Annotated in this window: 23 protein-coding genes, 1 tRNA gene and 3 pseudogenes; 12 read left to right on the top strand and 15 right to left on the bottom strand. The window is 56.7% G+C overall.

Annotated features, from left to right (window positions below; genetic code table 11):
- The first annotated feature begins 23 nt into the window (after positions 1-23).
- Positions 24-956 (top strand): DMT family transporter, encoded by a 933-nt coding sequence (locus QTO30_RS05720; RefSeq protein ID WP_340423107.1) that lies wholly within the window; start codon positions 24-26, stop codon positions 954-956.
- On the opposite strand, the gene QTO30_RS05715 is transcribed toward QTO30_RS05720, so the two are convergent.
- The gene (locus QTO30_RS05715) at positions 916-2,226 is read right to left on the bottom strand and encodes an MFS transporter (RefSeq protein ID WP_340423106.1); all 1,311 of its coding nucleotides are present in this window, start codon (positions 2,224-2,226) and stop codon (positions 916-918) included. The two genes, QTO30_RS05720 and QTO30_RS05715, sit on opposite strands and share 41 nt — an antisense overlap.
- 124 nt (positions 2,227-2,350) lie before the next feature.
- Between QTO30_RS05715 and ndk the strand changes: the two genes are divergently transcribed.
- Positions 2,351-2,773 carry a nucleoside-diphosphate kinase gene (ndk, locus tag QTO30_RS05710; RefSeq protein WP_340423105.1) on the top strand — a complete coding sequence of 141 codons (423 nt, stop codon included), beginning with the start codon at positions 2,351-2,353 and terminating at the stop codon, positions 2,771-2,773.
- On the opposite strand, the gene QTO30_RS05705 is transcribed toward ndk, so the two are convergent.
- From QTO30_RS05705 to QTO30_RS05665, 9 genes and pseudogenes are all read right to left on the bottom strand, one after another.
- On the bottom strand, positions 2,770-3,189 hold the full coding sequence (locus QTO30_RS05705) for a DUF4112 domain-containing protein (protein ID WP_340423104.1): 420 nt from the start codon (positions 3,187-3,189) through the stop codon (positions 2,770-2,772). The genes ndk and QTO30_RS05705 overlap by 4 nt on opposite strands.
- Before the next feature lie 222 nt (positions 3,190-3,411).
- Complete coding sequence (locus tag QTO30_RS05700) at positions 3,412-3,954, bottom strand: CBS domain-containing protein (protein WP_340423102.1); 543 nt, start codon at positions 3,952-3,954, stop codon at positions 3,412-3,414.
- Between the two features lie 332 nt (positions 3,955-4,286).
- Positions 4,287-4,616, bottom strand: coding sequence for a TfoX/Sxy family protein (locus QTO30_RS05695; RefSeq protein ID WP_340423101.1), 330 nt, complete (start codon positions 4,614-4,616; stop codon positions 4,287-4,289).
- 348 nt (positions 4,617-4,964) lie between these two features.
- Positions 4,965-7,043, bottom strand: a complete 2,079-nt coding sequence (locus QTO30_RS05690; protein WP_340423099.1) for a DEAD/DEAH box helicase — start codon at positions 7,041-7,043, stop codon at positions 4,965-4,967.
- 181 nt (positions 7,044-7,224) lie between these two features.
- A pseudogene (locus QTO30_RS05685) lies at positions 7,225-7,506 on the bottom strand (GFA family protein); the annotation flags it as partial.
- A 30-nt stretch (positions 7,507-7,536) separates the two neighbouring features.
- The gene (locus QTO30_RS05680; protein ID WP_340423097.1) at positions 7,537-8,121 is read right to left on the bottom strand and encodes an HD domain-containing protein; all 585 of its coding nucleotides are present in this window, start codon (positions 8,119-8,121) and stop codon (positions 7,537-7,539) included.
- Between the two features lie 11 nt (positions 8,122-8,132).
- Positions 8,133-8,369 carry a hypothetical protein gene (locus QTO30_RS05675; protein ID WP_340423096.1) on the bottom strand — a complete coding sequence of 79 codons (237 nt, stop codon included), beginning with the start codon at positions 8,367-8,369 and terminating at the stop codon, positions 8,133-8,135.
- On the bottom strand, positions 8,344-8,553 hold the full coding sequence (locus tag QTO30_RS05670; RefSeq protein WP_340423095.1) for a hypothetical protein: 210 nt from the start codon (positions 8,551-8,553) through the stop codon (positions 8,344-8,346). The genes QTO30_RS05675 and QTO30_RS05670 overlap by 26 nt, the downstream gene beginning before the upstream one ends.
- A 2-nt stretch (positions 8,554-8,555) precedes the next feature.
- A complete protein-coding gene (locus tag QTO30_RS05665) occupies positions 8,556-9,209 on the bottom strand; it encodes an alpha/beta hydrolase (RefSeq protein ID WP_008236002.1) in 654 nt (217 codons plus the stop codon).
- Positions 9,210-9,379: 170 nt separating this feature from the next.
- Here QTO30_RS05665 and QTO30_RS05660 point away from each other — a divergent pair.
- The 10 genes and pseudogenes from QTO30_RS05660 to QTO30_RS05615 all read left to right on the top strand — a co-directional run bounded on the left by QTO30_RS05660 (position 9,380) and on the right by QTO30_RS05615 (position 17,678).
- A pseudogene (locus QTO30_RS05660) lies at positions 9,380-9,843 on the top strand (Rrf2 family transcriptional regulator).
- 54 nt (positions 9,844-9,897) lie between these two features.
- Positions 9,898-10,929: a cysteine desulfurase family protein gene (locus QTO30_RS05655; protein ID WP_340423092.1), complete on the top strand. Its 1,032-nt coding sequence runs from the start codon at positions 9,898-9,900 to the stop codon at positions 10,927-10,929.
- Positions 10,930-10,941: 12 nt separating this feature from the next.
- Positions 10,942-12,465, top strand: coding sequence for a Fe-S cluster assembly protein SufB (gene sufB, locus QTO30_RS05650; protein WP_340423090.1), 1,524 nt, complete (start codon positions 10,942-10,944; stop codon positions 12,463-12,465).
- 114 nt (positions 12,466-12,579) lie between these two features.
- The gene (locus QTO30_RS05645) at positions 12,580-13,098 is read left to right on the top strand and encodes a hypothetical protein (RefSeq protein WP_340423089.1); all 519 of its coding nucleotides are present in this window, start codon (positions 12,580-12,582) and stop codon (positions 13,096-13,098) included.
- A gap of 92 nt (positions 13,099-13,190) precedes the next feature.
- Complete coding sequence (gene sufC / locus QTO30_RS05640; protein WP_340423087.1) at positions 13,191-13,946, top strand: Fe-S cluster assembly ATPase SufC; 756 nt, start codon at positions 13,191-13,193, stop codon at positions 13,944-13,946.
- 19 nt (positions 13,947-13,965) lie between these two features.
- On the top strand, positions 13,966-15,231 hold the full coding sequence (locus QTO30_RS05635; protein WP_445327134.1) for a SufB/SufD family protein: 1,266 nt from the start codon (positions 13,966-13,968) through the stop codon (positions 15,229-15,231).
- A gap of 20 nt (positions 15,232-15,251) precedes the next feature.
- Complete coding sequence (locus QTO30_RS05630) at positions 15,252-15,734, top strand: YIP1 family protein (protein WP_340423084.1); 483 nt, start codon at positions 15,252-15,254, stop codon at positions 15,732-15,734.
- The gene (locus QTO30_RS05625) at positions 15,731-16,327 is read left to right on the top strand and encodes a YIP1 family protein (protein ID WP_340423082.1); all 597 of its coding nucleotides are present in this window, start codon (positions 15,731-15,733) and stop codon (positions 16,325-16,327) included. Before QTO30_RS05630 ends, QTO30_RS05625 begins: the two co-directional genes overlap by 4 nt.
- Positions 16,324-17,548, top strand: a pseudogene (locus QTO30_RS05620) (cysteine desulfurase). Before QTO30_RS05625 ends, QTO30_RS05620 begins: the two are co-directional and overlap by 4 nt.
- Before the next feature lie 53 nt (positions 17,549-17,601).
- Positions 17,602-17,678 (top strand) — tRNA-Arg (locus QTO30_RS05615).
- Between the two features lie 509 nt (positions 17,679-18,187).
- Here the strand turns inward: QTO30_RS05615 and QTO30_RS05610 are convergent.
- From QTO30_RS05610 to hydA, 5 genes are all read right to left on the bottom strand, one after another.
- Positions 18,188-19,201 carry a Hint domain-containing protein gene (locus tag QTO30_RS05610; RefSeq protein WP_340423081.1) on the bottom strand — a complete coding sequence of 338 codons (1,014 nt, stop codon included), beginning with the start codon at positions 19,199-19,201 and terminating at the stop codon, positions 18,188-18,190.
- A gap of 289 nt (positions 19,202-19,490) precedes the next feature.
- Positions 19,491-20,420 (bottom strand): dihydrodipicolinate synthase family protein, encoded by a 930-nt coding sequence (locus tag QTO30_RS05605; protein ID WP_340423079.1) that lies wholly within the window; start codon positions 20,418-20,420, stop codon positions 19,491-19,493.
- Positions 20,410-21,093, bottom strand: a complete 684-nt coding sequence (locus QTO30_RS05600; RefSeq protein ID WP_340423078.1) for an aspartate/glutamate racemase family protein — start codon at positions 21,091-21,093, stop codon at positions 20,410-20,412. The genes QTO30_RS05605 and QTO30_RS05600 overlap by 11 nt, the downstream gene beginning before the upstream one ends.
- On the bottom strand, positions 21,090-21,479 hold the full coding sequence (locus tag QTO30_RS05595; protein ID WP_340423076.1) for a VOC family protein: 390 nt from the start codon (positions 21,477-21,479) through the stop codon (positions 21,090-21,092). The genes QTO30_RS05600 and QTO30_RS05595 overlap by 4 nt, the downstream gene beginning before the upstream one ends.
- A 2-nt stretch (positions 21,480-21,481) precedes the next feature.
- Complete coding sequence (gene hydA / locus QTO30_RS05590) at positions 21,482-22,903, bottom strand: dihydropyrimidinase (RefSeq protein ID WP_340423075.1); 1,422 nt, start codon at positions 22,901-22,903, stop codon at positions 21,482-21,484.
- Positions 22,904-22,918: the final 15 nt, after the last annotated feature.

The raw sequence follows: 22,918 nt of genomic DNA, 5'->3' as shown, positions 1-22,918 counted from the left end.
TTGGGTGTGTTTAAGCACGCAACATGGACAACACACGGACCACTTTTCTGGCGAGCATGATCGTCATCGGCTTTGGCGTCCTTTGGGGCTTTTACTGGCTGCCATTGCGCAAGATCGATGCGCTCGGCCTCATTGGTCCGTGGGGTACCGTGTCAATCATGATTGTGGCCGTGGTTTGCTTGCTGCCTTGGGGGTGGACGGGGCGCAAGACGCTTTTTTCCTCACATCCGATGGCGATAGCCTCGCTCATTCTGGGCGGCTGTTCGTTGATGTTCTATTCGCTCGGGCTGCTCTATGGCCGGGTCGCGATTATTGTGATCCTGTTCTATCTGACGCCGGTCTGGAGCACCTTGATCGGGCGTTACCTTCTTGGCTGGCCCATTACATGGCCGCGGGTTGCGGCCCTGCTGGCGGGGGTGACCGGGCTGGTGCTGATGTTGGGCGCCGATGGCGAAGTGCCGCTGCCGCGCGGATTAGGCGAATGGCTTGGTCTGGCCAGCGGATTCTGTTGGGCGGTGGCTTCGATTGGGATCAAGGTGAAATCGACGGCAGGGACGAAAGAAAGCACCTTTGTGTTCGCCGTCGGTGCATTGCTGGGCGGGCTGATCTTGTCGCCCGCATTGGCACCGCTGCCTGATGCGGCGAAACTTACCGATCCGTTTGCCGTTGTGTTCTGGGTGGTATTCACCGGTGCGCTGTGGTGGGTGGTGTCCATCATCGGCTTGCTCTGGGCGACGACCAAGCTGGAACCGGCACGTTTGGGCATTTTGCTGATGTCAGAGGTGCTGGTGAGCGTCGTATCGGCGGCGGTGATCGCGAAAGAACTCTTTTCTGTGACGGAACTGATTGGTGGAACCCTGGTGCTTTTGGCAGGTGTGTTGGAGTTTTTGCCAGCACGCAGAAGCCGTCGGCTGGCTAGCCATGCGTCGGCCACGCGTGATGTTCATCGTCAATGATGAAGGCATGTGCGTGGGCGTGGCCATCTTTTTGCAAATGCGGATGATCGGCGGGCAGGTCGTCATGGGTATGCGGGATCACAACCGGATCGCCTTCTGGCCAGAGCTTCAAAGCCAGTGCGACGCCCATCGCCCCCAGAACACCCAGTATCCCCAACGTTGGGCCCATACCCCAGGCCGTCATCGCTTGTCCCGCCAAAGGGTAGGTGATCAGCCAACAGGCGTGGGACAATGCGAATTGCGCGGTAAAGACAGCGGGTCGGTCTTCGGCATGGGCGGACCGGCGCAGCAGGCGGCCTTGCGGTGTAAGCGTGGTGGCATAGCCGACGCCGGTAAGCGCCCAAAGGATCAGGAACATGGGCCAGCCGGGGGCGACAACGGCTTGGCTGAGCATCAGTAGCGTCAAAAGGCACGCACCGCTGAGCATGACGGGCCGATCACTGAGCCGTTTCAGCAGACCGGGCAAGGCGAGCGCGGCAATCATTGAGCCACCACCAAAACAGGCCAATGCGATGGCCACGTCTCCGTCGGTGCCGTCAAAGCCACTGCGGACCACCACAACCGTATTCACAATGACAAAGGCGCTCGCGGCTGCACCGGTAAGGGTTAGCGCGAGCAAACCGCGTAACCGTGGCGTCGCAAGATAGATGCGAATGCCACGCGTCAGGCGGTTGCGAAACGGGCGGTCCTTGGTGGGTCTGCGTGTGGGCAGGGTAGTGCCAAAGATCAACAAGGCCGAGATCAGGAAACCGATGACCGTGCCACCAAAGAGCCAATGATAACTCATGACCAACAGCAGGACCCCGGCAAGTGCCGGACTTATCAGGTTTTCGAGGTCATAGGCGAGGCGCGAAAGCGAAAGCGCGCGGGAATAGTCATCCTCATCCGGCAGGACGTCGGGGATTGTCGCCTGAAAGGTCGGTGTAAAGGTGGCCGAGGCGGTTTGCAGCAGAAAGATTGCCAGATAGATCTGCCAGATCTCGGTAATGAAAGGCAGCGATAGAGCGACGGCGGCGCGCACGAGATCAGCACCAATTAGAACCGGACGGCGTGGCAGGTGCGCCACGAGTGCGCCAGCGATGGGCGAGAGGCCGACATAGGCGAGCATCTTGATCGCATAGGCCGTCCCAAGAACAGCCCCTGCGGAAGCACCCGCCAGATCAAAGGCCAGAAGGCCCAGAGCGACCGTCAGCAAGCCCGTGCTCAACAGCGCCATGACCTGCGCCGAGAACAGGCGGCCAAAGACCGGGTGTTTGATAAGGGCCCACATGATCCAAGGCTAGCCCAGCAATGGGGTCTGCGTAAATCACTGCTTTTCATGGCCAGATGTGCATGGTAGGGCGCAGCCATCATTTCACCGGGCCCAGACGCCCGCAAATTCCAAGAGGCTTCACATGGCTATCCAGCGTACTTTCTCCATCATCAAACCCGATGCCACCAAGCGTAACCTGACCGGTCAGATCGTGGCCAAATTCGAAGAGGCAGGGCTGCGTATCGTCGCGTCCAAGCGCATTCAGCTGACATTGGCGCAGGCGCAGCAGTTCTACGGTGTGCACGCTGAACGTCCGTTCTTTGGCGAGCTGTGTGAGTTCATGATTTCCGAGCCCATCGTCGTGCAGGTGCTTGAAGGTGAAGATGCGATCGCAAAGAACCGTGAAGTCATGGGGGCGACCAACCCGGAAGACGCCGCACCCGGCACAATCCGCAAGGAATTTGCGCTGTCCATCGGCGAGAACTCCGTGCACGGATCTGACGCGCCTGAGACAGCCGCAGAAGAGATCGCATTCTTCTTCTCAGGTCTTGAGCTTGTAGGCTAAGCCAACAGGTTTGGTTGATCCCAAACAACCGATTTCGAAGCCGTCCGCACCGTTTTGGCGTGGGCGGCTTTTTTGTTAAGATTGCGCTCTAGCGCACGATAGTTACGGATATTTGCGTTGTAGATGACGTCAAAGATGTCACCAATGACCGGCACCATGCCGACAAAAAAGTCGAGAACCGTATTCAGCGTCATATAGGCCAATGTTCCGGGCGAGGCGCCCAGTTTACGTGCTTCATTGATGAGCCAAAGCGAGGGCAGCGTCGTCAGCGCGTCGCCCACAACGGGGACGAGACCGACAATGTTATCCAGACCCACCGAGATATTGGTGCGTGGGATGAAGAAAAGGGCGTCCATGCGCCACGCGACTTTGCGCAGCTTTTCAAGCTCATAATCAATGTTCTGTTGTATGTTCATACCATTAACATACACGATTCTCGCGACCATGTGAAGGGTGTTTACTTTGAAGATCAACTACGGAGACTGTTGCTAAGCGGCGCGGCGGCGGTGCTAGACTTGTCGGGTCAGATCTAATCCAGCGGTGATCGAAAAGCGCCGGACTTTTCAAATGCCGCAATATGAGGCGGCTTGCGCTTCTTAAACCAGATGCTCGACGCCTAGCGATGTGAGTGTGGACGTTTAGTTTAGCGTGCCAAGAACAATCACCATAACGATTGAGTAAAGCGCAACGCCGCCACCGATCAAATAGAGTGGCCAGCTTTTCATTACCGTAGCCGTTGCGATTGAGCGCATCTGGTAGATCAGGTCAGGCCATGTGTAGGAAACGAAATCACCTTGCGTGAACACCGCCTTGATGTGTCCGTTTTCATCAACTACTGGAAGTCGGCGAAACCGCTCATTCGACATGATCCGCAGCCAATCGACCATGTCGTCGGTCTCGTTGGCCAGCCTCGGATTTGAAGTCATGATATCCGACAGTTTGGTTGTCTTGGGATCAAGACCACCACCAACCAGTTTGTTCATGACATCGCGCTCGGTCACGACGCCGGTCACTTGCTGATCTTCATCTGTGACGATGACGCAGCCATAGTTTTTCTCGGACATTTTCGATACCGCCTCAAACACCGTCATGTTGGGTGGGCCGGTCAGAGGCTGTTGCTTAGATTTGTATTCGGGACGGTCCATCAGGCGGTTACCGGGACGTTGGGCTGGCTGTGGCATGTGTTTTCTCCTTTTGTCCTTGATTTGAGGTAGTTCGGAAGATCACCAAGGCGAGCGTGGCCCAAAAAGGACCCTGTCTTCTTTCTTTATACTGTGAGCCAAACCGCCGACGCGACATCCAGTCAGACATGAATTGTGACAGCCGGAAGACTTATGAAAATAGCATTGTTACTCTTCTTGAAGTCGTCGGTGTTCATATGATCGAACATCTCATTGGAGTAACTGCTGCGTTAGCAACGTGCACAAAGCAGCCGACCGCATTTTCCGCGTGGCAAACCGTAGAGGAACCGCAGCGAATAGTGTTTTTTACACTGGTCGTTCTTCAATCCGCGCTAAGAGCCGACGTCGACCACGCCGATCTGGTTGAGAAACCGTTCCAGTTCGGAGCGCTTCTCGTCAAAATTTCCCGCTTTGATCTTATCGAAGCTCTTACGCAGGGCCTTCTTTTCATCGCCTTTACAATCGTTCCAAGGGCGTCCTTGGAGCGCCATATGCAGCACGTAATAGCCAATGAAATGAGGTTTCGAGCCGCCTTCAAGCAGTTTGGCATAGGCGGCATCCGCCCCGAGTTCGCGGAGTTCCTCGGCTGTATTGATGCCGACGGCTTTCAGCGATGCCTCGAAAGCTGGCCCAATATTTCTGATAGAGGTGAGTTCTGTCATGCGCCAAGTTTATCGGCGTTGTGAAAAAAGGCCAGTGAGGTCAGTGGCGGATCGGGGAGGGCGATCCTGCGGCAGCGGCCTCACCGGCCGATAGGCGTCTCGTCAACCTTAGATACTCGCGAAATCGGTATAAACGGGTGTCTGCGGTTTGCCTTGCGTCTGCGGTGCCGGTTGCGCGGGTTTCGGCGCGACGGGCGCTGGCGGGGGTGTTGGTTTTGCTGTGGCCATGTGTCTGGTCCTTTAGCTTGCTCGTGACTTTACACTAGTGAACGTAGGGGCAATTTGACGAGAGCGCTGTGCCGTCAACATGCTTGTGACGTGACAAAAATGTGACCAACTGGTTTGTTTTTAAGGCTTTCGACGCCGAGGGGTCGCATTGCCACCTTTACCTAACCCTTTGCGTGGCTTGGATTTTCCGCCCGGCGGCACGAACCGTTTTGAGGTGTCTTTCGCGTTACCGGCAGGTTTCCCGCCTGGCTTGCCGCCCCCCGGTTTGCGCGGTTTTGTGTCAGAGTTGTAACCTGATTTGCCCTTATGCGGCGGTTTTTTCCCGTCGGATTTGCCTTTGTAAGGTGGCTTGCCGCGCTTTTCAGTCAGTGCTTCACCGTGGTCGCGACGCTCCGGCTTGTGACGTGGCTTGCGCCCCTTGTAGTCATCCGCAGCACCGGGGATCGGCTGGATCGCCGCGATGTCATCTTGTTGCGAAGGAGGGGGCGCGGCTTGATCACGGGGCGCATGGCGCTTTGGCTTGCTGTCGCGCTTCGGTTTTCCGCCATGATCCCGCTTGGGGCCGTTGTCATAGTCGCGTTTGGTTTTGCGCGGCCCACGCTCGCCCAGTTGTGGCGGGCCGTCGAGGGCTGTCAGCGTGCCTTGGTTTTCAAGCGTCATATCGCTGCCCACGGATTTCAGGAAACCGGGGACGGCGGGCGCAGAGATTTCAACGAACGTCTCATTCGGCTGAATGCGGATTGCGCCGATCTCGTTTTTGGTGATCCCACCTGCCTTGCAGATCATCGGGAGCAGCCAACGCGCCTCGGCCTTGCCCTCGCGCCCGATATCGACGCTGAACCATTTGGACGGGCCGAAGCTCTTGGTTTCGCGTGGTTTGCGCTCTTTGGCGGCGGGGCCGTCTTTGTATTCGGAGATGAATTCAGGTGCCGACTGTTTGCCTGCATATAGGCGCAGATAGGCGGCAGCGATTTTCTCGGCGTCGTGTTGTTCGAGCAGGCGTTTGGCGAAAGCTTGTTCATCCTCAGTGAAGTCGGCGGACCATACTTCGTCGGTCAACAAACGCTCTTCATCCTTCGCGCTCACCTCCTCGGCTGTAGGCGGTGTCGACCAGGTTGCGGTCAGCTTCCCCCATTTGAGCAGGTTTTCACCGCGCCGCTTCATCTTGGCCGGGACGATCATCGCCGAAATTCCCTTGCGCCCGGCCCGACCCGTGCGGCCTGAGCGGTGCAGGAGCGTTTCGGCGTTGGTAGGCAGTTCCGCGTGGACCACCAGTTCAAGGTTCGGCAGATCGATACCACGTGCCGCAACATCTGTTGCTACACAGACCTTGGCGCGCCCGTCCCGCATCGCTTGCAGCGCGTTAGAGCGTTCGGATTGGGTCAATTCACCGGAGAGCGCAACAACCGAGAATCCGCGGTTCGACAGCCGCGTTGTCAGGCGGGTGACCATCGCGCGGGTGTTTGCGAAGACGATGGCGTTGGGCGCATCGTAGTAGCGCAACACGTTGATGATCGCGGCGTCGATATCGTGGTTGGCCACAGACAGGGCGCGGTATTCGATATCGCTGTGCTGCTTTTCCTTGGTCGCGGTGGCGATACGCATGGCGTCGCGCTGGTAGGACTTTGCCAAGGTGGCAATCATCGGCGGCACGGTGGCCGAGAACAGCAGGGTGCGGCGGCTTTCGGGCGCTTCGCCGAGGATGAATTCGAGGTCTTCGCGGAAACCCAAGTCCAGCATTTCGTCGGCTTCATCCAGCACGACAGCCTTGATATCAGACAGATCAATCGTGCCGCGCATGATGTGGTCGCGCAGACGGCCCGGGGTCGCGACGACGATATGGGCGCCACGCTCAAGGGCGCGCCGTTCGTCGCGGAAATCCATGCCGCCGACGCAAGAGGCGAGGGTTGCACCAGCGCCTGCGTAAAGCCACTGCAACTCGCGTTTGACCTGCAAGGCCAGTTCACGTGTTGGGGCGATGATCAGCGCGTGGGGGCGACCGGCGGGGCCGAATGTGCCGTCTTCGGCCAAGATCGTCGGCCCAATCGCCAGACCAAATCCCACGGTTTTGCCTGACCCGGTTTGCGCCGACACGAGAAGGTCTTGACCGACAAGCGCCTCGTCCGTCACGGCCTCTTGCACAGGGGTCAGGTCGGTATAGCCTTGTTTGGCAAGGGCATCGGCGAGGGTCGTGATCATGGGTCAGGGCTTTCTGGCGGCGTAAGCCTGCGCCCTACGCCTGTGGTGCGCGTTTGTATAGAGGGAATAACGGATACCACTGTGTTTGCGCCACCTGCGCACCGGCTCAGTCGTCCTTATGCCCTTTAAGATAGGATTGCATCGTCGGGAACTGTGGCAGCCAGTCTTCGCGACGCTTGGCTCATATCTCATAGGCTGGCACAAATTGGTTTGAGGCGGCGAGCGTGCCGAGATGCAATTCGATCTCGTCTTCACTTTTGGCAAAGACGGATGATCCACAATTAGGGCAGAAATGCCGTCCCTTATGGTGATGTGTTTCACCAGTGACTGTCACGTTCGTACTGTCAACGATCGCCGCTGCAAAGAAGACTGCGCTATGATGCTTGCGGCAGTCCAAACAGTGGCAGATGCCAACGCGGATCGGCGCGCCTTTGTGCAACGACGTGGATTTGCCGCAAAGACAGCTACCCGTCGTCTGCGTCGTCCGGCCTCACTAGCGCGTGGCGTTTTGTGAAAACCAATCGTCAATACGTGTTTTGAGTGTGGTCCAAAGCGCGGGGGCACCCCTTTGGACTTTGGTGCCGACGCGGGTTTCGACCTGATCTCTGGTAACGTTGTAGTCGACCCAGCTACGGCCGCCTGTTTCAAGGTTCGCGACTACCGGCTGCACGCGGTCAAGTGATTTGGCAAAGATCGCATCGTCGGTTGCGGCCGCTTCGAATTCGTCCCACAGGGCGCGAAACGCGCGCCCTTGATCTGCGGGTAACAGGCCAAAGATGCGGTCTGCGGCAGCAGCCTCGATGGCCGCCATCGCGGCGGTATCATGATTGCCGTGGATCGGATTATCGCCTGCGTCAATCTCGACCAGATCGTGGATCAGTAGCATCTGGATGACACGGTCAATACGGACGGGGCGTTTGGCATGCTCTGCCATCACCATCGCGTAAAGCGCGATGTGCCAGCTATGCTCGCCCGAGTTCTCGTGCCGCGATCCATCGCACAGCATCGTCGCCCGCAACGTCGATTTCAGCTTGTCGGCTTCGGTCAGAAAGGCGAGTTGGTCATCGATACGTGACATGACCGGACCTATCACGTCCCTTTTTTGTCGTCGCTTTGCAGGAATTCGTCCAATGTGTTGAGCACATCTGCGAATGCGGCGTCTTCTTCGGTTTGCGGCGCAGCGGATTCTTGTGGTTCTTTGGGCGTGGATGATGCGTCGCTTCCCATCTCGATTGGTTCGCTTGTCTCTGAAGCCGCGTTCTCATCTGACAAAAGGCGCGATTTTGCCTGGATCGGTGTCTTAAGCACGTTTGGCCAGAAGTTCACGAGCACGTGCTTCAGCGCGCCTGACCCGCACGGCCGTCAGATAGGCTTCCTGCAGGGTTTGCGAAGATGAGCCCAGGATTTCGCCGATCGTGTCGACGATTTTTTCGTCACCGGTCGCTTCTGCGTCTGCCAATGAAAGATCGGCCAGTTCGCCGGCGACGCGTTCGAGGTAGCTGTCTGCCATGGCTAGCGTGTGTTCTCTGTCAGGCGACGACGCACGTAGGTGCGTACAGTGTCGATCATTGGGTCCATATGCGGGTCTTCGAAGAAGTGACCGGCACCTTCCATTTCGTCATGGGTAATGGTGATGCCTTTTTGTTCGTGCAGTTTGTTGACAAGGCTGACGGTGTCGGCAGGCGGGGCGACGCGGTCATTTGAGCCGTTGATGATCAGGCCGGACGACGGGCAGGGGGCCAGAAAGCTGAAATCGTACATGTTCGCAGGTGGGCTGACCGAGATGAAACCCGTGATCTCAGGGCGACGCATCAGCAGTTGCATGCCAATCCATGCGCCGAAAGAGAAACCCGCGACCCAACAGTGCTTGGCGTTGTTGTTCATCGATTGCAGGTAGTCGAGGGCCGAGGCGGCATCGGATAGTTCGCCAACGCCCTGATCGTATTCACCCTGTGACCGCCCCACACCCCGAAAGTTGAAGCGCAACACGGTGAAGCCCATGTTATAGAAGGCGTAGTGCAGATTGTAGACCACCCGGTTGTTCATCGTCCCGCCGAACTGCGGATGCGGGTGTAACACGATGGCAATCGGCGCGTCCCGGTCTTTTTGCGGGTGATAGCGGCCTTCAAGGCGACCTTCGGGTCCGGGAAAGATGACTTCGGGCATACGTATTTCCGTTGCTGCTATTGGTCCGGTCGCATTCTTGACGAAAATGCTTGGACACCTTAGAAAGATTCTAAATTAGGACAAAAGCCATAATTGTTGTGGTCACGGTGGAGTAATGATGCAGCACCGCGCCGTCAATGAATTTACGCCTGTATTCCGGGGGGATGCTGATGAAATTGAGCACGAAAGGCCGCTATGCGATGGTCGCCTTGGCTGATCTTGCGTTGCAAGAGGAAGGCGCGCTGGTGAATCTGACCGAGCTTTCGAAGCGTCAGGATGTGTCCTTGCCGTATTTGGAGCAGCTTTTTGTGAAACTCCGCCGGGCCGGATTGGTGGACTCGGTGCGCGGCCCGGGGGCGGATACCGTTTGGCACGCCCCCCATCCGATATCCGCGTGGCCGAGATATTAGGCGCCGTCGATGAGACGGTATCCGCCATGCACAAAGGGGCAGGGGCGTCAGGCGCGACGTCTGGTTCGCGTGCGCAATCCATGGCCAACCGTTTGTGGGAAGGGCTGAGCGCCCATGTCTACGTGTTTCTCCACCAAGCGCGCTTGTCAGATGTTGTGAGCAATGAGCTGGCCCCTTGTCCGGCTGTGCCTGCCTTGTTCGAGGTTGTTGACGACGCGACTTAAGGGGCGCTGCCCCCGCCTTCGGCTCCCCCGAGGTATTTTGGAACATGAGAAGATATGAGAGCTTATCTGGATCATAATGCAACCACGCCTTTGCGGCCGCAGGCCCGTGACGCGATGATTGCGGCGATGGATGTTGTGGGTAATCCGTCGTCGGTGCATGCGGAAGGGCGCGCGGCGAAAGGGATCATCGAAACGGCACGGGCCCAAATTGCCGAGGCTGTGGGCGCTTCTGGCGCAGATGTGGTGTTTACCTCTGGTGCGACAGAGGCTGCGGCGCTCGCTTTGGCAGGGCGCGACTTGAAGGCCGCGTCGATTGAGCATGATGCTGTGCATGCCTGGGTTGACCCGTGTTTGCCGCTAGTGAATGGCGCGGTGCAGGTGAGTGATCCTGCGGGATCAACGATGCAACTGGCCAATTCGGAAACGGGTATTGTTCAGGAATTGCCGCAAGGTTTGGCGGTCAGCGATATCACTCAGGGATTTGGCAAGGTACCTTTTGCGTTTTCCTGGTCCGGCGTGGGGATGGTCTTTCTTTCGGCCCACAAGTTTGGCGGCCCCAAGGGTGTTGGCGCGCTCATCTTTCCGCAAGGCACTGATGTTGCTGTGCAAATCAAAGGTGGCGGGCAGGAAATGGGCCGTCGTTCCGGGACCGAAAATGTCGTTGCCATTGCCGGAATGGGCGCTGCTGCGGCGGCTGCGCAAGCCGATCTGGCAGCCGGAAAATGGGACCGAATTGAGAAACTTAGAAATATTCTAGAAACAGCCATTGAGGCCGCCGAAAAGAGTACTATTTTTGTCGGGAAAGGCGTGAAGCGCCTGCCAAACACCAGTTGCTTCGCCTCACCGGGGTGGAAGGGCGAAACGCAGGTTATGGCGATGGATCTGGCGGGTTTTGCTGTTTCGGCGGGGTCTGCTTGCTCCAGCGGCAAGGTCAAGACAAGCCGGGTGCTGCAAGCACTGGGACTAGAGGATGAAGTGGCATCAAGCGCGATCCGCGTGTCACTGGGTATCGAGACGACGGAAGATGAGGTCATGCGCTTTGTGCAGGCCTGGAGCGAAAAACGGGCGCGGCGTAGGGCCGCTTGAGAGGATGAAGAAATGACTGCTTTGGATACGATGGAAGTCAAAGACGGCGTTGATCAGGACACTGTGGATGCAGTGAAAGAACTCTCGGGAAATTACAAATATGGTTGGGAAACCGAGATTGAGATGGAGTATGCGCCTAAGGGTGTGACCCCCGATATTGTGCGCCTGATTTCCAAGAAGAATAACGAGCCTGAATGGATGACAGAGTGGCGTTTGTCCGCATTTGAACGTTGGGAAAAGATCGAAGAACCCACATGGGCGATGGTCAACTATCCTGACATCGATTTTCAGGATATCTACTACTATGCACGTCCCAAGAGCATGGAAGAAAAGCCGAAGTCGCTGGATGAGGTCGATCCGAAACTGCTGGCGACCTATGAGAAACTGGGCATCCCGCTGAAAGAGCAGATGATTCTGGCTGGCGTTGAAGGGGCTGAGGATGCCCCGGCTGAGGGCCGCAAGGTTGCTGTGGACGCGGTGTTTGACTCGGTGTCGGTCGGTACGACCTTCCAGAAGGAACTGGAAAGAGCGGGGGTGATCTTCTGCTCGATTTCCGAGGCGATTGAGAACCACCCTGAGCTGGTGAAGAAGTATCTTGGCACCGTAGTGCCGCCATCTGACAATTTCTACGCAACGCTGAATTCGGCTGTGTTTTCAGATGGGTCTTTCGTCTACATCCCACCGGGTGTCCGCTGCCCGATGGAGCTAAGCACTTATTTTCGCATCAATGCTGAGAACACCGGCCAGTTTGAGCGCACGCTGATCATTGCTGACAAGGGGTCTTACGTCTCTTATCTGGAAGGTTGCACTGCGCCCAAGCGTGACACAGCACAGCTGCACGCGGCGGTTGTTGAGATCATTGTCGAGGAAGACGCTGAGGTGAAATACTCCACCGTGCAGAACTGGTATCCCGGTGATGAAGACGGCAATGGTGGTATCTATAACTTTGTGACCAAGCGCGCCGATTGCCGTGGCGATCGCGCCAAAGTGATGTGGACGCAGGTGGAAACAGGCTCCGCAGTAACGTGGAAGTACCCAAGCTGCATCCTACGCGGGGATGATAGCCAGGGTGAGTTTTATTCCATCGCGATTGCCAACAATATGCAGCAGGCCGATACCGGCACGAAGATGGTGCATCTGGGCAAGAACTCAAAGTCGCGAATTGTCTCCAAGGGGATCAGCGCGGGTAAGGCCCAAAACACCTATCGTGGATTGGTGTCCATGCACCCCAAGGCGAAATCTTCACGGAACTATACCCAGTGTGACAGCTTGTTGATTGGCGACAAATGTGGCGCGCATACCGTGCCGTACATCGAGGTCAAGAATAACTCATCCCGGGTCGAGCACGAGGCTACAACATCCAAAGTGGATGATGACCAGCTGTTCTACTGTCGCTCACGCGGGATGGACGAGGAAGAGGCGGTCGCTTTGGTGGTAAACGGGTTCTGTAAGGAAGTGCTGCAGGCGCTGCCGATGGAATTTGCGATGGAAGCGCAGGCGCTTGTGGCGATTTCGCTGGAAGGCTCCGTCGGCTAGTGATGCCTCGCCCGTATCATGATATTTGTCGTGTCTCTGTCACGTCACGGCCCATTTCTTGCCCCAGTTCGATGCGATTAAGCATTGATAAGGCAATTGATGGGATTGTGACGCATGGCAATGGTAAAACAGGATATCAACGATTTTCGCGCGCGCGTGAAGAATATCCAAAACCCGCGCAACAAGTCGTATTACGATCCCGACCTGGGCATGCATATCCCCAAGCGCGTTTCACGCGACAAGATCAAGAAAAAGGTGCAGCGGGACGAAGACTCTTTTCTGGCCAAGTTCATTGTCGCCATGGTCATCGGCGCCTTCGCAATGATGATCGCACAGGTCGTGCGGATCAGGTTCTTTGGTCTGTCTCTGGATGGCGACGTCGTGATGGCGTTAGAGTTGTTCATGGCGTTTTGGGCGATGCTGATGCTGTCCGTCCTGTTGGGCAAACGCGGGGCATTCGACCGGGTTGGTCAGATTGTAGGGATTGCCGCGATGCTGGTCGCCGGGCACAATCTGATCTGGCGCTGGCCAGACCAGATGGCTTATATCTACACCGCAGAGCATGTCGAACAGGTGATGGAAGCAACGACACAGCATTCCGTCGTGTATCGCGGAACCGTCTACGGCCTTTAAGTCTTAACTCAATGCGCAACAGTTGCCCCGGCGGAAAACTCCGCACCGGGGTATTTGACGTTGTTGCTCCCACTTTTCTTTAGGAGAAACTCATGTTGGAAATCAAAGGCCTAGAGGTCAAACTGGAAGAAGAAGACAAGCAAATCCTGAAAGGTGTCGATCTGGAGATCGCGCCCGGTACTGTGCATGCGATCATGGGGCCGAATGGATCGGGCAAATCGACACTGTCTTACGTGCTGTCCGGCAAGGATGGCTATGAGGTTACGGGCGGGTCTGCTGCTTTGGAAGGTGAAGACCTGCTAGAGATGGAACCGGAAGAGCGCGCGGCGGCGGGCCTTTTCTTGGCATTCCAGTACCCCGTGGAAATTCCCGGCGTCGGCAACATGACGTTCCTGCGCACGGCGGTAAACGCGCAGCGCAAAGAGCGTGGCGAAGATGAGTTGAGCGCGGGTGATTTCCTGAAAGAGGTGCGGGCAAAGGCGAAAAGCCTGAAAATCGATGCTGATATGCTCAAGCGTCCGGTCAATGTGGGTTTCTCTGGTGGCGAGAAGAAGCGCAATGAAATCTTACAGATGGCGATGCTGGAACCAAAGATGTGCATCCTGGACGAGACGGATTCAGGTTTGGATGTTGATGCAATGAAACTGGTCTCAGAGGGTGTGAACGCGCTACGGTCCGAGGGCCGTTCATTTTTGGTGATTACCCATTACCAGCGTTTGCTGGATCACATTAAGCCTGACGTCGTGCACATCATGGCAGACGGTCGCATTGTGAAATCAGGTGGGCCCGAATTGGCGCTGGAAGTCGAAAACAACGGTTATGCTGATATTCTGGCAGAGGTGGCCTGATGGCACTTGCAAAGCTAAAGTGGATACCACAGCGGCGCGACTAGCCGATGTGGAAGTGCCGCAAGGGGCGGCATGGGGCAATGCAGCACGGGCCGATGCAATGGCGCGGGTTTACCATATGGGCCTTCCCACGAAGCGCGATGAGTATTGGAAGTACACTGATCCAACCTCGCTGACCACCGTGGACGCGCCAGAGGCGGCGCTGTTTCACAATGACGAAGGTCCGCTTTTCGATGCGGTAGACCGCGTGAAGATTGTCTTTGTCGATGGGGTGTTTGATGCAGATGCGTCTGATGACCTGACCGCCGAAGGCGTCAAAATCGAGCGCCTTGCAGACGCGATGACGACAGATATCCACTGGGCCAAGGATATCTATGGTGTGCTGGAAGCGCGCGGACAAAGACCTGTTGAGCGTCCTTTAGCGGCGTTGAACACGGCGCTGGCAACCGATGGCGTTGTGATCCATGCGACTGGCAAGGCATCAAAACCAATCAACTTCATCTATTTGCACAAGGACGTGTCCTCGGACGCGATCTTGCACAATGTGGTGAAAGTTGACGCTGGCGCTGAAGTGACGTTGTTAGAAACCGGGCCAGCTGCGGCCCGGTTCTCCAAACAGCTAGAGGTTGAAGTGGCCGAAGGCGGCACGTTTCATCACGTCCGTGCGCAGGGCCGTGATCATGAGCGTCGCGCTGTAACCCATTGTTTTGCAAGGATAGCGGCGAATTCAACGTTCAAGTCATTCACGCTGACCTTTAATGGTGTTCTGACACGCAACGAATGTGTGCTGGAAATCACGGGCGATGATGCCGTGGCCCATGTGGCCGGTGCATGCGTCGGCGACGGCAAGGATTTCCATCATGATGACACGGTTTTCATCACACATGACGCCGTGAACTGTGAAAGCCGTCAGGTGTTTAAGAAGGTTCTGCGCAACGGGGCCACCGGTGTTTTTCAGGGCAAGATCCTGGTGAAGGAAGGGGCGCAGAAGACGGATGGTTATCAGATCAGCCAGTCGTTCTTGCTGGATGATGACAGCGTCTTCCTCGCCAAGCCCGAACTTGAGATTTATGCCGATGATGTGGCGTGTTCACACGGGTCCACCTCTGGGGCGATTGATGAAACGGCCCTGTTTTACTTGCGGTCCCGCGGTGTGTCTCTGCATGACGCGCGCAATCTGTTGACACTGTCTTTTCTGGCAGAGGCTTTGGATGAGATTGAAGACGAGGGATTGGCGGGTGATCTCAGGGACCGGCTGGAAGGCTGGTTGTCGCGCCGCAGCTAATGCCTGTTACCAATGACATAATGCGCACATGGCGCAGGCCGCGTCATGTCATGCGCGACCTGCTGGCGCAGGGGCGGCGTGAAGACCGTGCGATAATGTATCTGATGGTCAGTTGTTTTCTGATCTTCGTGGCGCAATGGCCGCGTTTGCGGCGGGTCGCCGACGGGTATGAGCCTTCACCATGGCCATCCGAGATGAATTTTGAAGGGATGATGACCTATACGTTCTTCAGTGCGGTTATCATTCTGCCATTGTTCATGTACGGTGTGGCCGCCTTATCGCATATGATTGCCAAGGTTTTGGGTGGTTCCGGCACGTGGTTTGGCGCGCGGCTCGCATTGTTCTGGACGCTTCTGGCAACCTCTCCTTTGTTCTTGTTTTATGGATTGGTACGCGGGTTAATCGGGCCGGGCAGTCAGGCCACGCTTGTCAGTGTGATCGGCGCGGTTGTGTTTCTGATCATATGGGTTCAAACCTTGCGCGAAGCTGAAAGCAGATCATGACCGTAGATTTTCAAACATGGATGCGTGCCGTCTGGACCAGCATCATGGAACCGACAGACAGTGCGCGCAAGGTCATTGCAATGGATCTGCCGCGCGATGCGCTTTGGACAGGTCTTGCACTGGTTGCTGTGCTGAACGTGATCCTTGTCGTGCTGCTGCAGATGATATCGCCAGCGCCAGTCGCGTTTCAAGAACAGGCATTCGCGGTGTCGCCGTTCGGATTTGCCGGGATAATCGGTGTGTTTCTGGTGCTCTTTGTGTTTGGTATCTACTACGCTGGCCAGATCATGGGCGGCGAAGGGACGTTACAGGGTTCGTTGGCCATCCTTGTCTGGTTCCAATCCATCAGCCTGACGCTTGAAGCGATCCAGGTCGTGCTTGTTTTGATCATACCAGCAATCGGGGCGATCTTCGGGCTTTTGTCATTGGGTGCGCTGATCTGGTGTTTTCTGAACTTTATCAACGTTTTGCATGGGTTTAAGAACCTCGGGAAATCGCTTGTCGCGATCTTTCTGGCTTTGATGGGCACAGCCCTTTTGGCGGGTATCGCCTTGGCAATTCTGGGCATCGGACCAGCAGGAGGCGTGGCATGACACTTGATGTAACGGGCATCCGTAGGGATTTCCCCATCCTCTCACGCGAAGTGAATGGCAAACCGTTGGTCTATCTTGATAACGGGGCTTCGGCGCAAAAACCACAGGTTGTGATTGATGCGGTCACGCGTGGTTATGCCGAAGAATATGCCAATGTGCATCGCGGGCTACATTACCTGAGCAACCTTTCAACCGAACGGTATGAGGGCGTGCGGGGGATCATTGCCGGTTTTCTGAATGCACCATCCGAGGATGAGATCATCATCAACTCGGGCACCACCGAGGGCATCAATATGGTGGCCTATGGGTGGGCGATGCCACGGTTTGAGGCAGGTGATGAAATCGTCCTATCGATCATGGAACATCACGCCAACATCGTGCCATGGCACTTTTTACGTGAACGTCAGGGCGTGGTGATCAAATGGGTCGATGTGGACGCCAATGGTGATCTGGATCCGCAAAAAGTGATCGACGCTATTGGGCCGAAAACAAAACTGGTTGCTGTCACGCATATGTCCAATGTGTTGGGCACGGTTGTCGATGTGAAAACCATCACTGCCGGTGCCCAGGCCAAGGGCGTGCCTGTGCTGATTGATGGCAGCCAGTCAGCGGTGCATATGCCGGTGGATGTCTCTGACATCGGCTGTGATTTCTATGCCATCACGGGGCATAAGCTGTATGGCCCATCCGGGTCCGGGGCGATCTATGTGCGCAAAGAACGTATGGCCGAGATGCGCCCCTTTATGGGCGGCGGTGATATGATCCGCGATGTGACGCGCGATGCGGTTACATGGAACGACCCGCCGATGATGTTTGAGGCTAAGCACTCCGGGCATCGTGCAAACGATCGGGCTGGGAGTGGCGCTTGAGTACATGATGGACATCGGCATGGCGCAAATCGCAGCCTATGAACAAAGCCTAAGAGATTACACGCGGGATCGCCTAAACGGCTTGAACTGGCTGAACGTGCAGGGACAATCCGCAACCAAAGGTGCGATCTTTTCGTTCACACTGGATGGGGCGGCACATGCCCATGACATCTCGACCGTTCTGGACAAAAAGGGCGTGGCGGTGCGTGCCGGGACCCATTGCGCGATGCCATTGATGGAGCATATGGGCGTTGGGGCCACGTGCCGCGCATCATTTGGGATGTATAACACCACCGATGAGGTCGACGTTCTGATCGATGCATTGGAGCTGTGTCACGATCTTTTTGCCTAAGATCGCTCATTGCCGTTGCGAGGGGCAGGGCGCACAGCTATAGAACGTTTCAGGCACCCGTAGCTCAGCTGGATAGAGCGCTGCCCTCCGAAGGCAGAGGCCAGAGGTTCGAATCCTCTCGGGTGCGCCAACAAAATAACGATATCGTAACCTTGAATTGTTGGTCGGGGTCCCGTTTGGGTCCCGTTTCCGTCGGATTCGGCTACCTTCCGAGCCGATTGATCGCCTCGATAACGCTCTTCTGGTGATCCGGCGAATGGTGTCCGTACACGCGCTGGATTGTCTCCGGACTCGTCCCGAAGTAGCCTGCGGCATCCCAGACAGTGGCACCCGACTGCAAGGCCCATGTGATCGCCGTGTGCTTAAGTGTGTGGGGCGTAACCCCCCTAACTCGGCGTCCCGAACCGCCTTGGCGAAAGCTCGTTTGATGTCTCCCACGCGCGCGCGCCTGTCCGGTAAGCGATGCGCGCGTGGTCGCACCAACCGTTTCTCAAGAGTATCTGCTTTCTCTTGCCAGTTTGGGCTGGCAAGGCTTTTCGCTGCGCTTCTTGGCGGGTCGATACATATGCTTTGGTCCCTCTCAGATTTGCCTTTGAAGGCTAGCCCGGACAGCTAAACGACTTGTTCTGAACGACGTCGTCAGCCCGTCAGATATTGCTGCAATAGCGGGCGGTTATTCTTCTGATGACGTTCAACAATCACTTTTTGGGTCGATCCAGGTGGCATTGTACAGGCGCTGCTTGGCTGGTGTTCGGAATTGCGTAGTTCAGGAAAGATAGTCAGGATTTCGTTTCGCGCTTGTGATGAGAGGGATTTCATCGCTTCAGGCCCGGTAAACAAACTCTCGCTAGGCGCGCCCTCCGCGAAAACGATCTCGTGTCGATCAAAGAGCATGTGATAATACTCAACCTCTTGCGCATTCTCATCAACAAGTATGCCTCGGACCTTCGTCAGCTTGATGGCGGCAATTAGTGCTTCAGTTGTCCCGCAGACTCGCTCTACGATCTTTGATGAAACCAACATCCAGTGTTGTCGCGAGACCCACAAATCGCGCAGAGGAAGACCATGCCCCAATGCCCCGGCACAGATACGTATGGGCAGAAGTTTTGGGTTTTCTGACAAGGCTACCGCACCATACTTGCGTGAACCAATCCAGCGTATCCGGGCGATCCCATCCTGCGTCTTCACAGCGTCGCCTTCGCAAAGTACCTCTATTGGTTTTTGACCTTCGGGCGTTTCTATGAGCGTCCCTTGTGTGAAGCACACCGCTCCGACAATGTCGTCATAGAGCGTTTCATTGCCGGGCCCGGGAACGGTGTTCGATGCGACGTAGGAATAGACCACGCCGGGAACCAATGGTGTTGTCGGTAAGAAACCAACCAACTGTCCCTCAATTTCGATCTGAAACAACATAATTGTCGTCTGCCCCGGGGCCGTCAGCTCGAATTCTGTCTCGGAATAGACGGTTGTTTCACTCCCCGGCTGCAGAGAGCCAACAGTGCCGCCACCCGCAAAAGTCGCCACACCAAACTGGTCGGGATCGATCCCAACTTCGTTGGCCGAGAAATCCCCGTCCAGAACATCGTCATTTAGCAGGGGACCATCTTCAATGGTTAGTATGACGTTGTTTGATGCGTCGTAGCTTAGCGACAAGTGACGCCGTGGTGTTGGTGGCGTCGAAATCCGAAAGATTATATAGTTGGAATACCGGCATTGCAGCTTCCTGAGGATGAGCTTTAAGTCCGTTCTGATCACCGGTCGATATCGGTGCCGGAAGAAGCTGTTCCGGAAATCGTAAAAAGAACATCCGCTATGGTAGTTGTTAGATGTTGGGGGTTCTACCTTTGCGTGTGCCGCGCCGCGAGCTTAAGCTAGGCGAAGTCCGAGGCTAATCTTTGCCAACCAGGTCCGCCGTTAGAGAAGATACGCGATGGGCAAACCTTTACAACGCCTCGATTGTACCAAGAGCCTTCAGCTGTAGGGCCTGCCGTGTTGCCAACGCATCTACCTCTTTCTTTGTCGCGGCACTCAGTACGCCGCCGGGGCGGCGCACAGTGTCATGCGTGATCACGCCCCGCTGCGCCAAAGTGTATTTGCGGATGGCCAGACCCAGCCCCGGCTGCGCCTCATAGCGCACCATGGGCATGTAAGCGTCAAAGATATCGCGCGCATGATCGATGTCGCCGTCGCGATGGGCATTGACGACCTGCGCCATCATTTCGGGGTAGGCAAAGCCGGTCATCGCCCCATCGGCCCCGCGTATCATCTCTTCCAAAAGGAAAAGCCCGCCATTTCCGCAGAGGATCGAGATCCGCCGGGCGCCCGCGTCGGATGCCGCGCGCAGGGCGCTGATCTTTTCCAGCCCCGGCCAATCCTCGTGTTTCAGCATCACACAGGTCGGACAGTCTTCGACCACTTGCAGGATGGCCTTTGTCGGGATCACGACGTTGGTCACCAGTGGAAAATCCTGCAGCACAAAAGGGGTCTCTCCCAGCACTTCTGCTGTGTTGTGATAGTAGGCCAGGATTTGATCATCGGTCTTCAGGCTGCCCGGTGGGGCGACCATGACGCCTGCAGCCCCAAGGTCCATGGCGGCATCGCTCAGCGTCTTCATCGCCGCAAACCCCGGGGCAGAGACACCGACAACAATCGGTACGCTGCTGCGCGCGGTAACACGTTTGACGACGGCAATGGATTCCTCCGCCGTCAGCTTGCCAGCCTCACCCATCATCCCAAGGATCGTGAGGCCAGTTGCCCCTTTTTCGATATAGAAATCAACCATCCGATCAACGCTATCCCAGTCCAATGCGCCGTCTGGCAGGAAGGGTGTTACGGCGATGGTAAAGACACCTTGGGCGGTTTCATCCAGCATGACTGGTTCCTTTATGACTAAGTGTAAGAGCGATCTGGCCAAGCGCCATTGCGGCTGCTGCTTGGCAGGGTTCGACGACTGGCAGACCGGTTTCTGTTTCCAGCAGATGCCGATATTGCGCCATGCCAGCGCAGCCCATGATCAGGACATCGGCGCCGTCTTGATCGCGCAGGCGTTTGCCGGTCGCGATCATGGCATCAAGGCTTTTATCTGCATCGGCGAGGTCCGCAACCGAAAGGCCGAGGGCGCGATCACCGGCAAGCCTGTCCAGCACCCCCATTGCCCCAAAGGCGCGCAAATGACGCGGGATGGAGGCAGGCAGAATTGCAATGACCCCAAACCGCTGACCAAGGGTGAGGGCGGTCATCACTGCCGCTTCTTGTATGCCGACAACGGGCAGGGCGGTTTGATCGCGCAGCGCATGCAGCCCGGGATCGCCGAAACAGGCGATGACATAGCCCGCCGCATCTTTCTGGCTGGCGGCAAGACGCAGCATCGGGCCAATTGTTAGATCAGCCTGTCGCTGGTTTTCAATGCCCGTTGGGCCATCGTTCAGCGTCAGGCACCGAATGGGGGTGCCGAATTTACGCAAAGGATCAAGCGCGAGTTTGATCCCATCCGTCACGGTCTGTGACGAATTGGGATTGATCACTATCAGTGTATCGCCACTCATGCGCCGTCTCGCGTCGCTGTTTGGATTTCGATCTGATAACCCTCAGGGTCGTTGAAGACAAAAGCACGGATGCCGATTTCATCGTTCACGAAAAGCTCTGACAGGCCGTCAAGGTTCTCTTCCCTGGCGTAGGCATACCACGCGTCCACATCAGGCACGCGGATGCACAATTGCACGGTTTTGACCGGCTGCCATTTGTTCATGCCGCGGGTTTCATCCACCAGCCCCACATGTGCGCCGGGGCAAATCTGATAAATCTTGCACCAGCCTTGGTCGATCGCCAACTCTAGCCCGAGAACGTCTTCATAGAACCGCATCGCTGTCGGCAGGTCGCGGTAGTAGAGGAAGGTGATCGCAAGCGTGTTGCGCGTATCGGGGCGGGGCATGTTTATCCTTCGCGCAGAGGTTTGGTGGGCGGTGTGGCCAATGTTGGACGGTCAATCCAATGGCCACTGCCGGGGGAGGCTGTGAAAGTCCCGTTCTGAACGATATGGTTGCCACGCAACCAGACGTCGGTGGGCCAACCGGCGATGGTACGCCCGACCCAAGGATTGTAGCCAACGTTGTCGTGTAAGTCGTTTTCGCCGTAGGTCACGGATTTGGCAGGATCCCAAAGCGTGATGTCGGCGTCCATACCCACGGCAAGGCGTCCTTTGTTTGGCAGCCCGTAGATCTGAGCCGGTGCTGTCGCGGTCAGTTTGGCAAAACCCTCGGGCCCACCGCGCCCTTTGCTGACCATCGCGTCGAACATCAGCGGCAGGCGGGTTTCAAGCCCGGGCAACCCGTTTGCGATATCCTGGAAAGCGGCCTCAGGCCCGGCCGAGAGCTTACCTGTCTCGTCATAGCGGTAGGGGGCATGATCCGACGACACCAGTTGCAGGTCGCCAGCGTTCAGCGCGTCCCATAGGGCGTCCTGATCCGCCGCCGTCCGCTGTGGCGGCGAGCACATCCATTTTGCGCCCTCCAGTCCGGGCTGGTGCAATATGTCTTCGGTCATGAACAGATAATGCGGGCAGGTTTCAGCCCAGATTGGCGCGCCGCGGTCGCGGGCCGCGCGGACGGCTGCGGCCCCTTCGGTTGTTGAAACGTGGAAGATCATCACCGGTTGTCCAAGATATTCGGCAAAGCGGCACATGCGCTCAATCGCCTCAATCTCGGCCATGCGCGGGTGCGAGGCGGCATGATGGTGCGGGGCGGTTTTGCTTACGACGATCAGGGCCGCTTTCGCTTCGGCGATGATGGCGTCCGTTTCCGCGTGCACACAGACCAAGGCACCGTTTTCGCGCGCAATCTGCATGGTTTGCAGGATTTGCGCGTCGGACAGCTGAATGTTGTAGGTCGTGAACACTTTGATCGACCGGTGCCCCGCCTTAATCAATGCGCTCAGATCCGTGGCGAAATCCGGCACGTCAGTATCGCTGACGATCATATGAAAGGCATGATCGATCATCGCGCCCCGTGTGGCGCGGGTTACGTAGTCTGCGACAGTGTCCGAAAGTTTTGCGCCTTTGGCCTGTGCCGCAAAGGAAATCACGCTGGTTGTGCCACCCATCGCGGCAGATTTTGTCGCGGTTTCAAATGTATCCGCATTCATGACACCCATGCCGGACATCTGTTCGATATGGGCATGTGGATCGACGCCGCCGGGCATCACGTATTTGCCTGTGGCATCAATTGTGGTTTTGGCCGGGCCAAGGTTGGTGCCGATCGCCGCGATACTCTCACCGAGCACGCCTAGATCACCGATCAGAACACCTTCCGGGGTGACGATCTGACCGCCTTTGATCAACAGATCAAACGTGTCGGGCATTGCGGCAGCTCCTTG

The sequence above is a fragment of the Yoonia sp. GPGPB17 genome, from assembly GCF_037892195.1.
Taxonomy (GTDB): Bacteria; Pseudomonadota; Alphaproteobacteria; order Rhodobacterales; family Rhodobacteraceae; genus Yoonia.
The sequence above is the reverse complement of the archived record's forward strand: the minus strand, read 5'-3'. Positions and strand labels throughout refer to the sequence as shown.

Excerpts from the sequence above, each read along its gene's own strand:
- QTO30_RS05705 (WP_340423104.1), bottom strand. The coding sequence starts at position 3,189 with ATGAACATACAACAGAACATTGATTATGAGCTTGAAAAGCTGCGCAAA.
- QTO30_RS05625 (WP_340423082.1), top strand. The coding sequence starts at position 15,731 with ATGACCGTAGATTTTCAAACATGGATGCGTGCCGTCTGGACCAGCATC.
- QTO30_RS05665 (WP_008236002.1), bottom strand. The coding sequence starts at position 9,209 with ATGCCCGAAGTCATCTTTCCCGGACCCGAAGGTCGCCTTGAAGGCCGC.
- QTO30_RS05700 (WP_340423102.1), bottom strand. The coding sequence starts at position 3,954 with ATGCCACAGCCAGCCCAACGTCCCGGTAACCGCCTGATGGACCGTCCC.
- QTO30_RS05670 (WP_340423095.1), bottom strand. The coding sequence starts at position 8,553 with ATGGCAGACAGCTACCTCGAACGCGTCGCCGGCGAACTGGCCGATCTT.
- QTO30_RS05715 (WP_340423106.1), bottom strand. The coding sequence starts at position 2,226 with ATGTGGGCCCTTATCAAACACCCGGTCTTTGGCCGCCTGTTCTCGGCG.
- sufC (WP_340423087.1), top strand. The coding sequence starts at position 13,191 with ATGTTGGAAATCAAAGGCCTAGAGGTCAAACTGGAAGAAGAAGACAAG.
- QTO30_RS05695 (WP_340423101.1), bottom strand. The coding sequence starts at position 4,616 with ATGACAGAACTCACCTCTATCAGAAATATTGGGCCAGCTTTCGAGGCA.
- hydA (WP_340423075.1), bottom strand. The coding sequence starts at position 22,903 with ATGCCCGACACGTTTGATCTGTTGATCAAAGGCGGTCAGATCGTCACC.
- QTO30_RS05630 (WP_340423084.1), top strand. The coding sequence starts at position 15,252 with ATGCGCACATGGCGCAGGCCGCGTCATGTCATGCGCGACCTGCTGGCG.
- QTO30_RS05690 (WP_340423099.1), bottom strand. The coding sequence starts at position 7,043 with ATGATCACGACCCTCGCCGATGCCCTTGCCAAACAAGGCTATACCGAC.
- QTO30_RS05720 (WP_340423107.1), top strand. The coding sequence starts at position 24 with ATGGACAACACACGGACCACTTTTCTGGCGAGCATGATCGTCATCGGC.
- QTO30_RS05600 (WP_340423078.1), bottom strand. The coding sequence starts at position 21,093 with ATGAGTGGCGATACACTGATAGTGATCAATCCCAATTCGTCACAGACC.
- QTO30_RS05605 (WP_340423079.1), bottom strand. The coding sequence starts at position 20,420 with ATGCTGGATGAAACCGCCCAAGGTGTCTTTACCATCGCCGTAACACCC.
- QTO30_RS05595 (WP_340423076.1), bottom strand. The coding sequence starts at position 21,479 with ATGCCCCGCCCCGATACGCGCAACACGCTTGCGATCACCTTCCTCTAC.
- ndk (WP_340423105.1), top strand. The coding sequence starts at position 2,351 with ATGGCTATCCAGCGTACTTTCTCCATCATCAAACCCGATGCCACCAAG.
- QTO30_RS05655 (WP_340423092.1), top strand. The coding sequence starts at position 9,898 with ATGAGAGCTTATCTGGATCATAATGCAACCACGCCTTTGCGGCCGCAG.
- QTO30_RS05645 (WP_340423089.1), top strand. The coding sequence starts at position 12,580 with ATGGCAATGGTAAAACAGGATATCAACGATTTTCGCGCGCGCGTGAAG.
- QTO30_RS05680 (WP_340423097.1), bottom strand. The coding sequence starts at position 8,121 with ATGTCACGTATCGATGACCAACTCGCCTTTCTGACCGAAGCCGACAAG.
- sufB (WP_340423090.1), top strand. The coding sequence starts at position 10,942 with ATGACTGCTTTGGATACGATGGAAGTCAAAGACGGCGTTGATCAGGAC.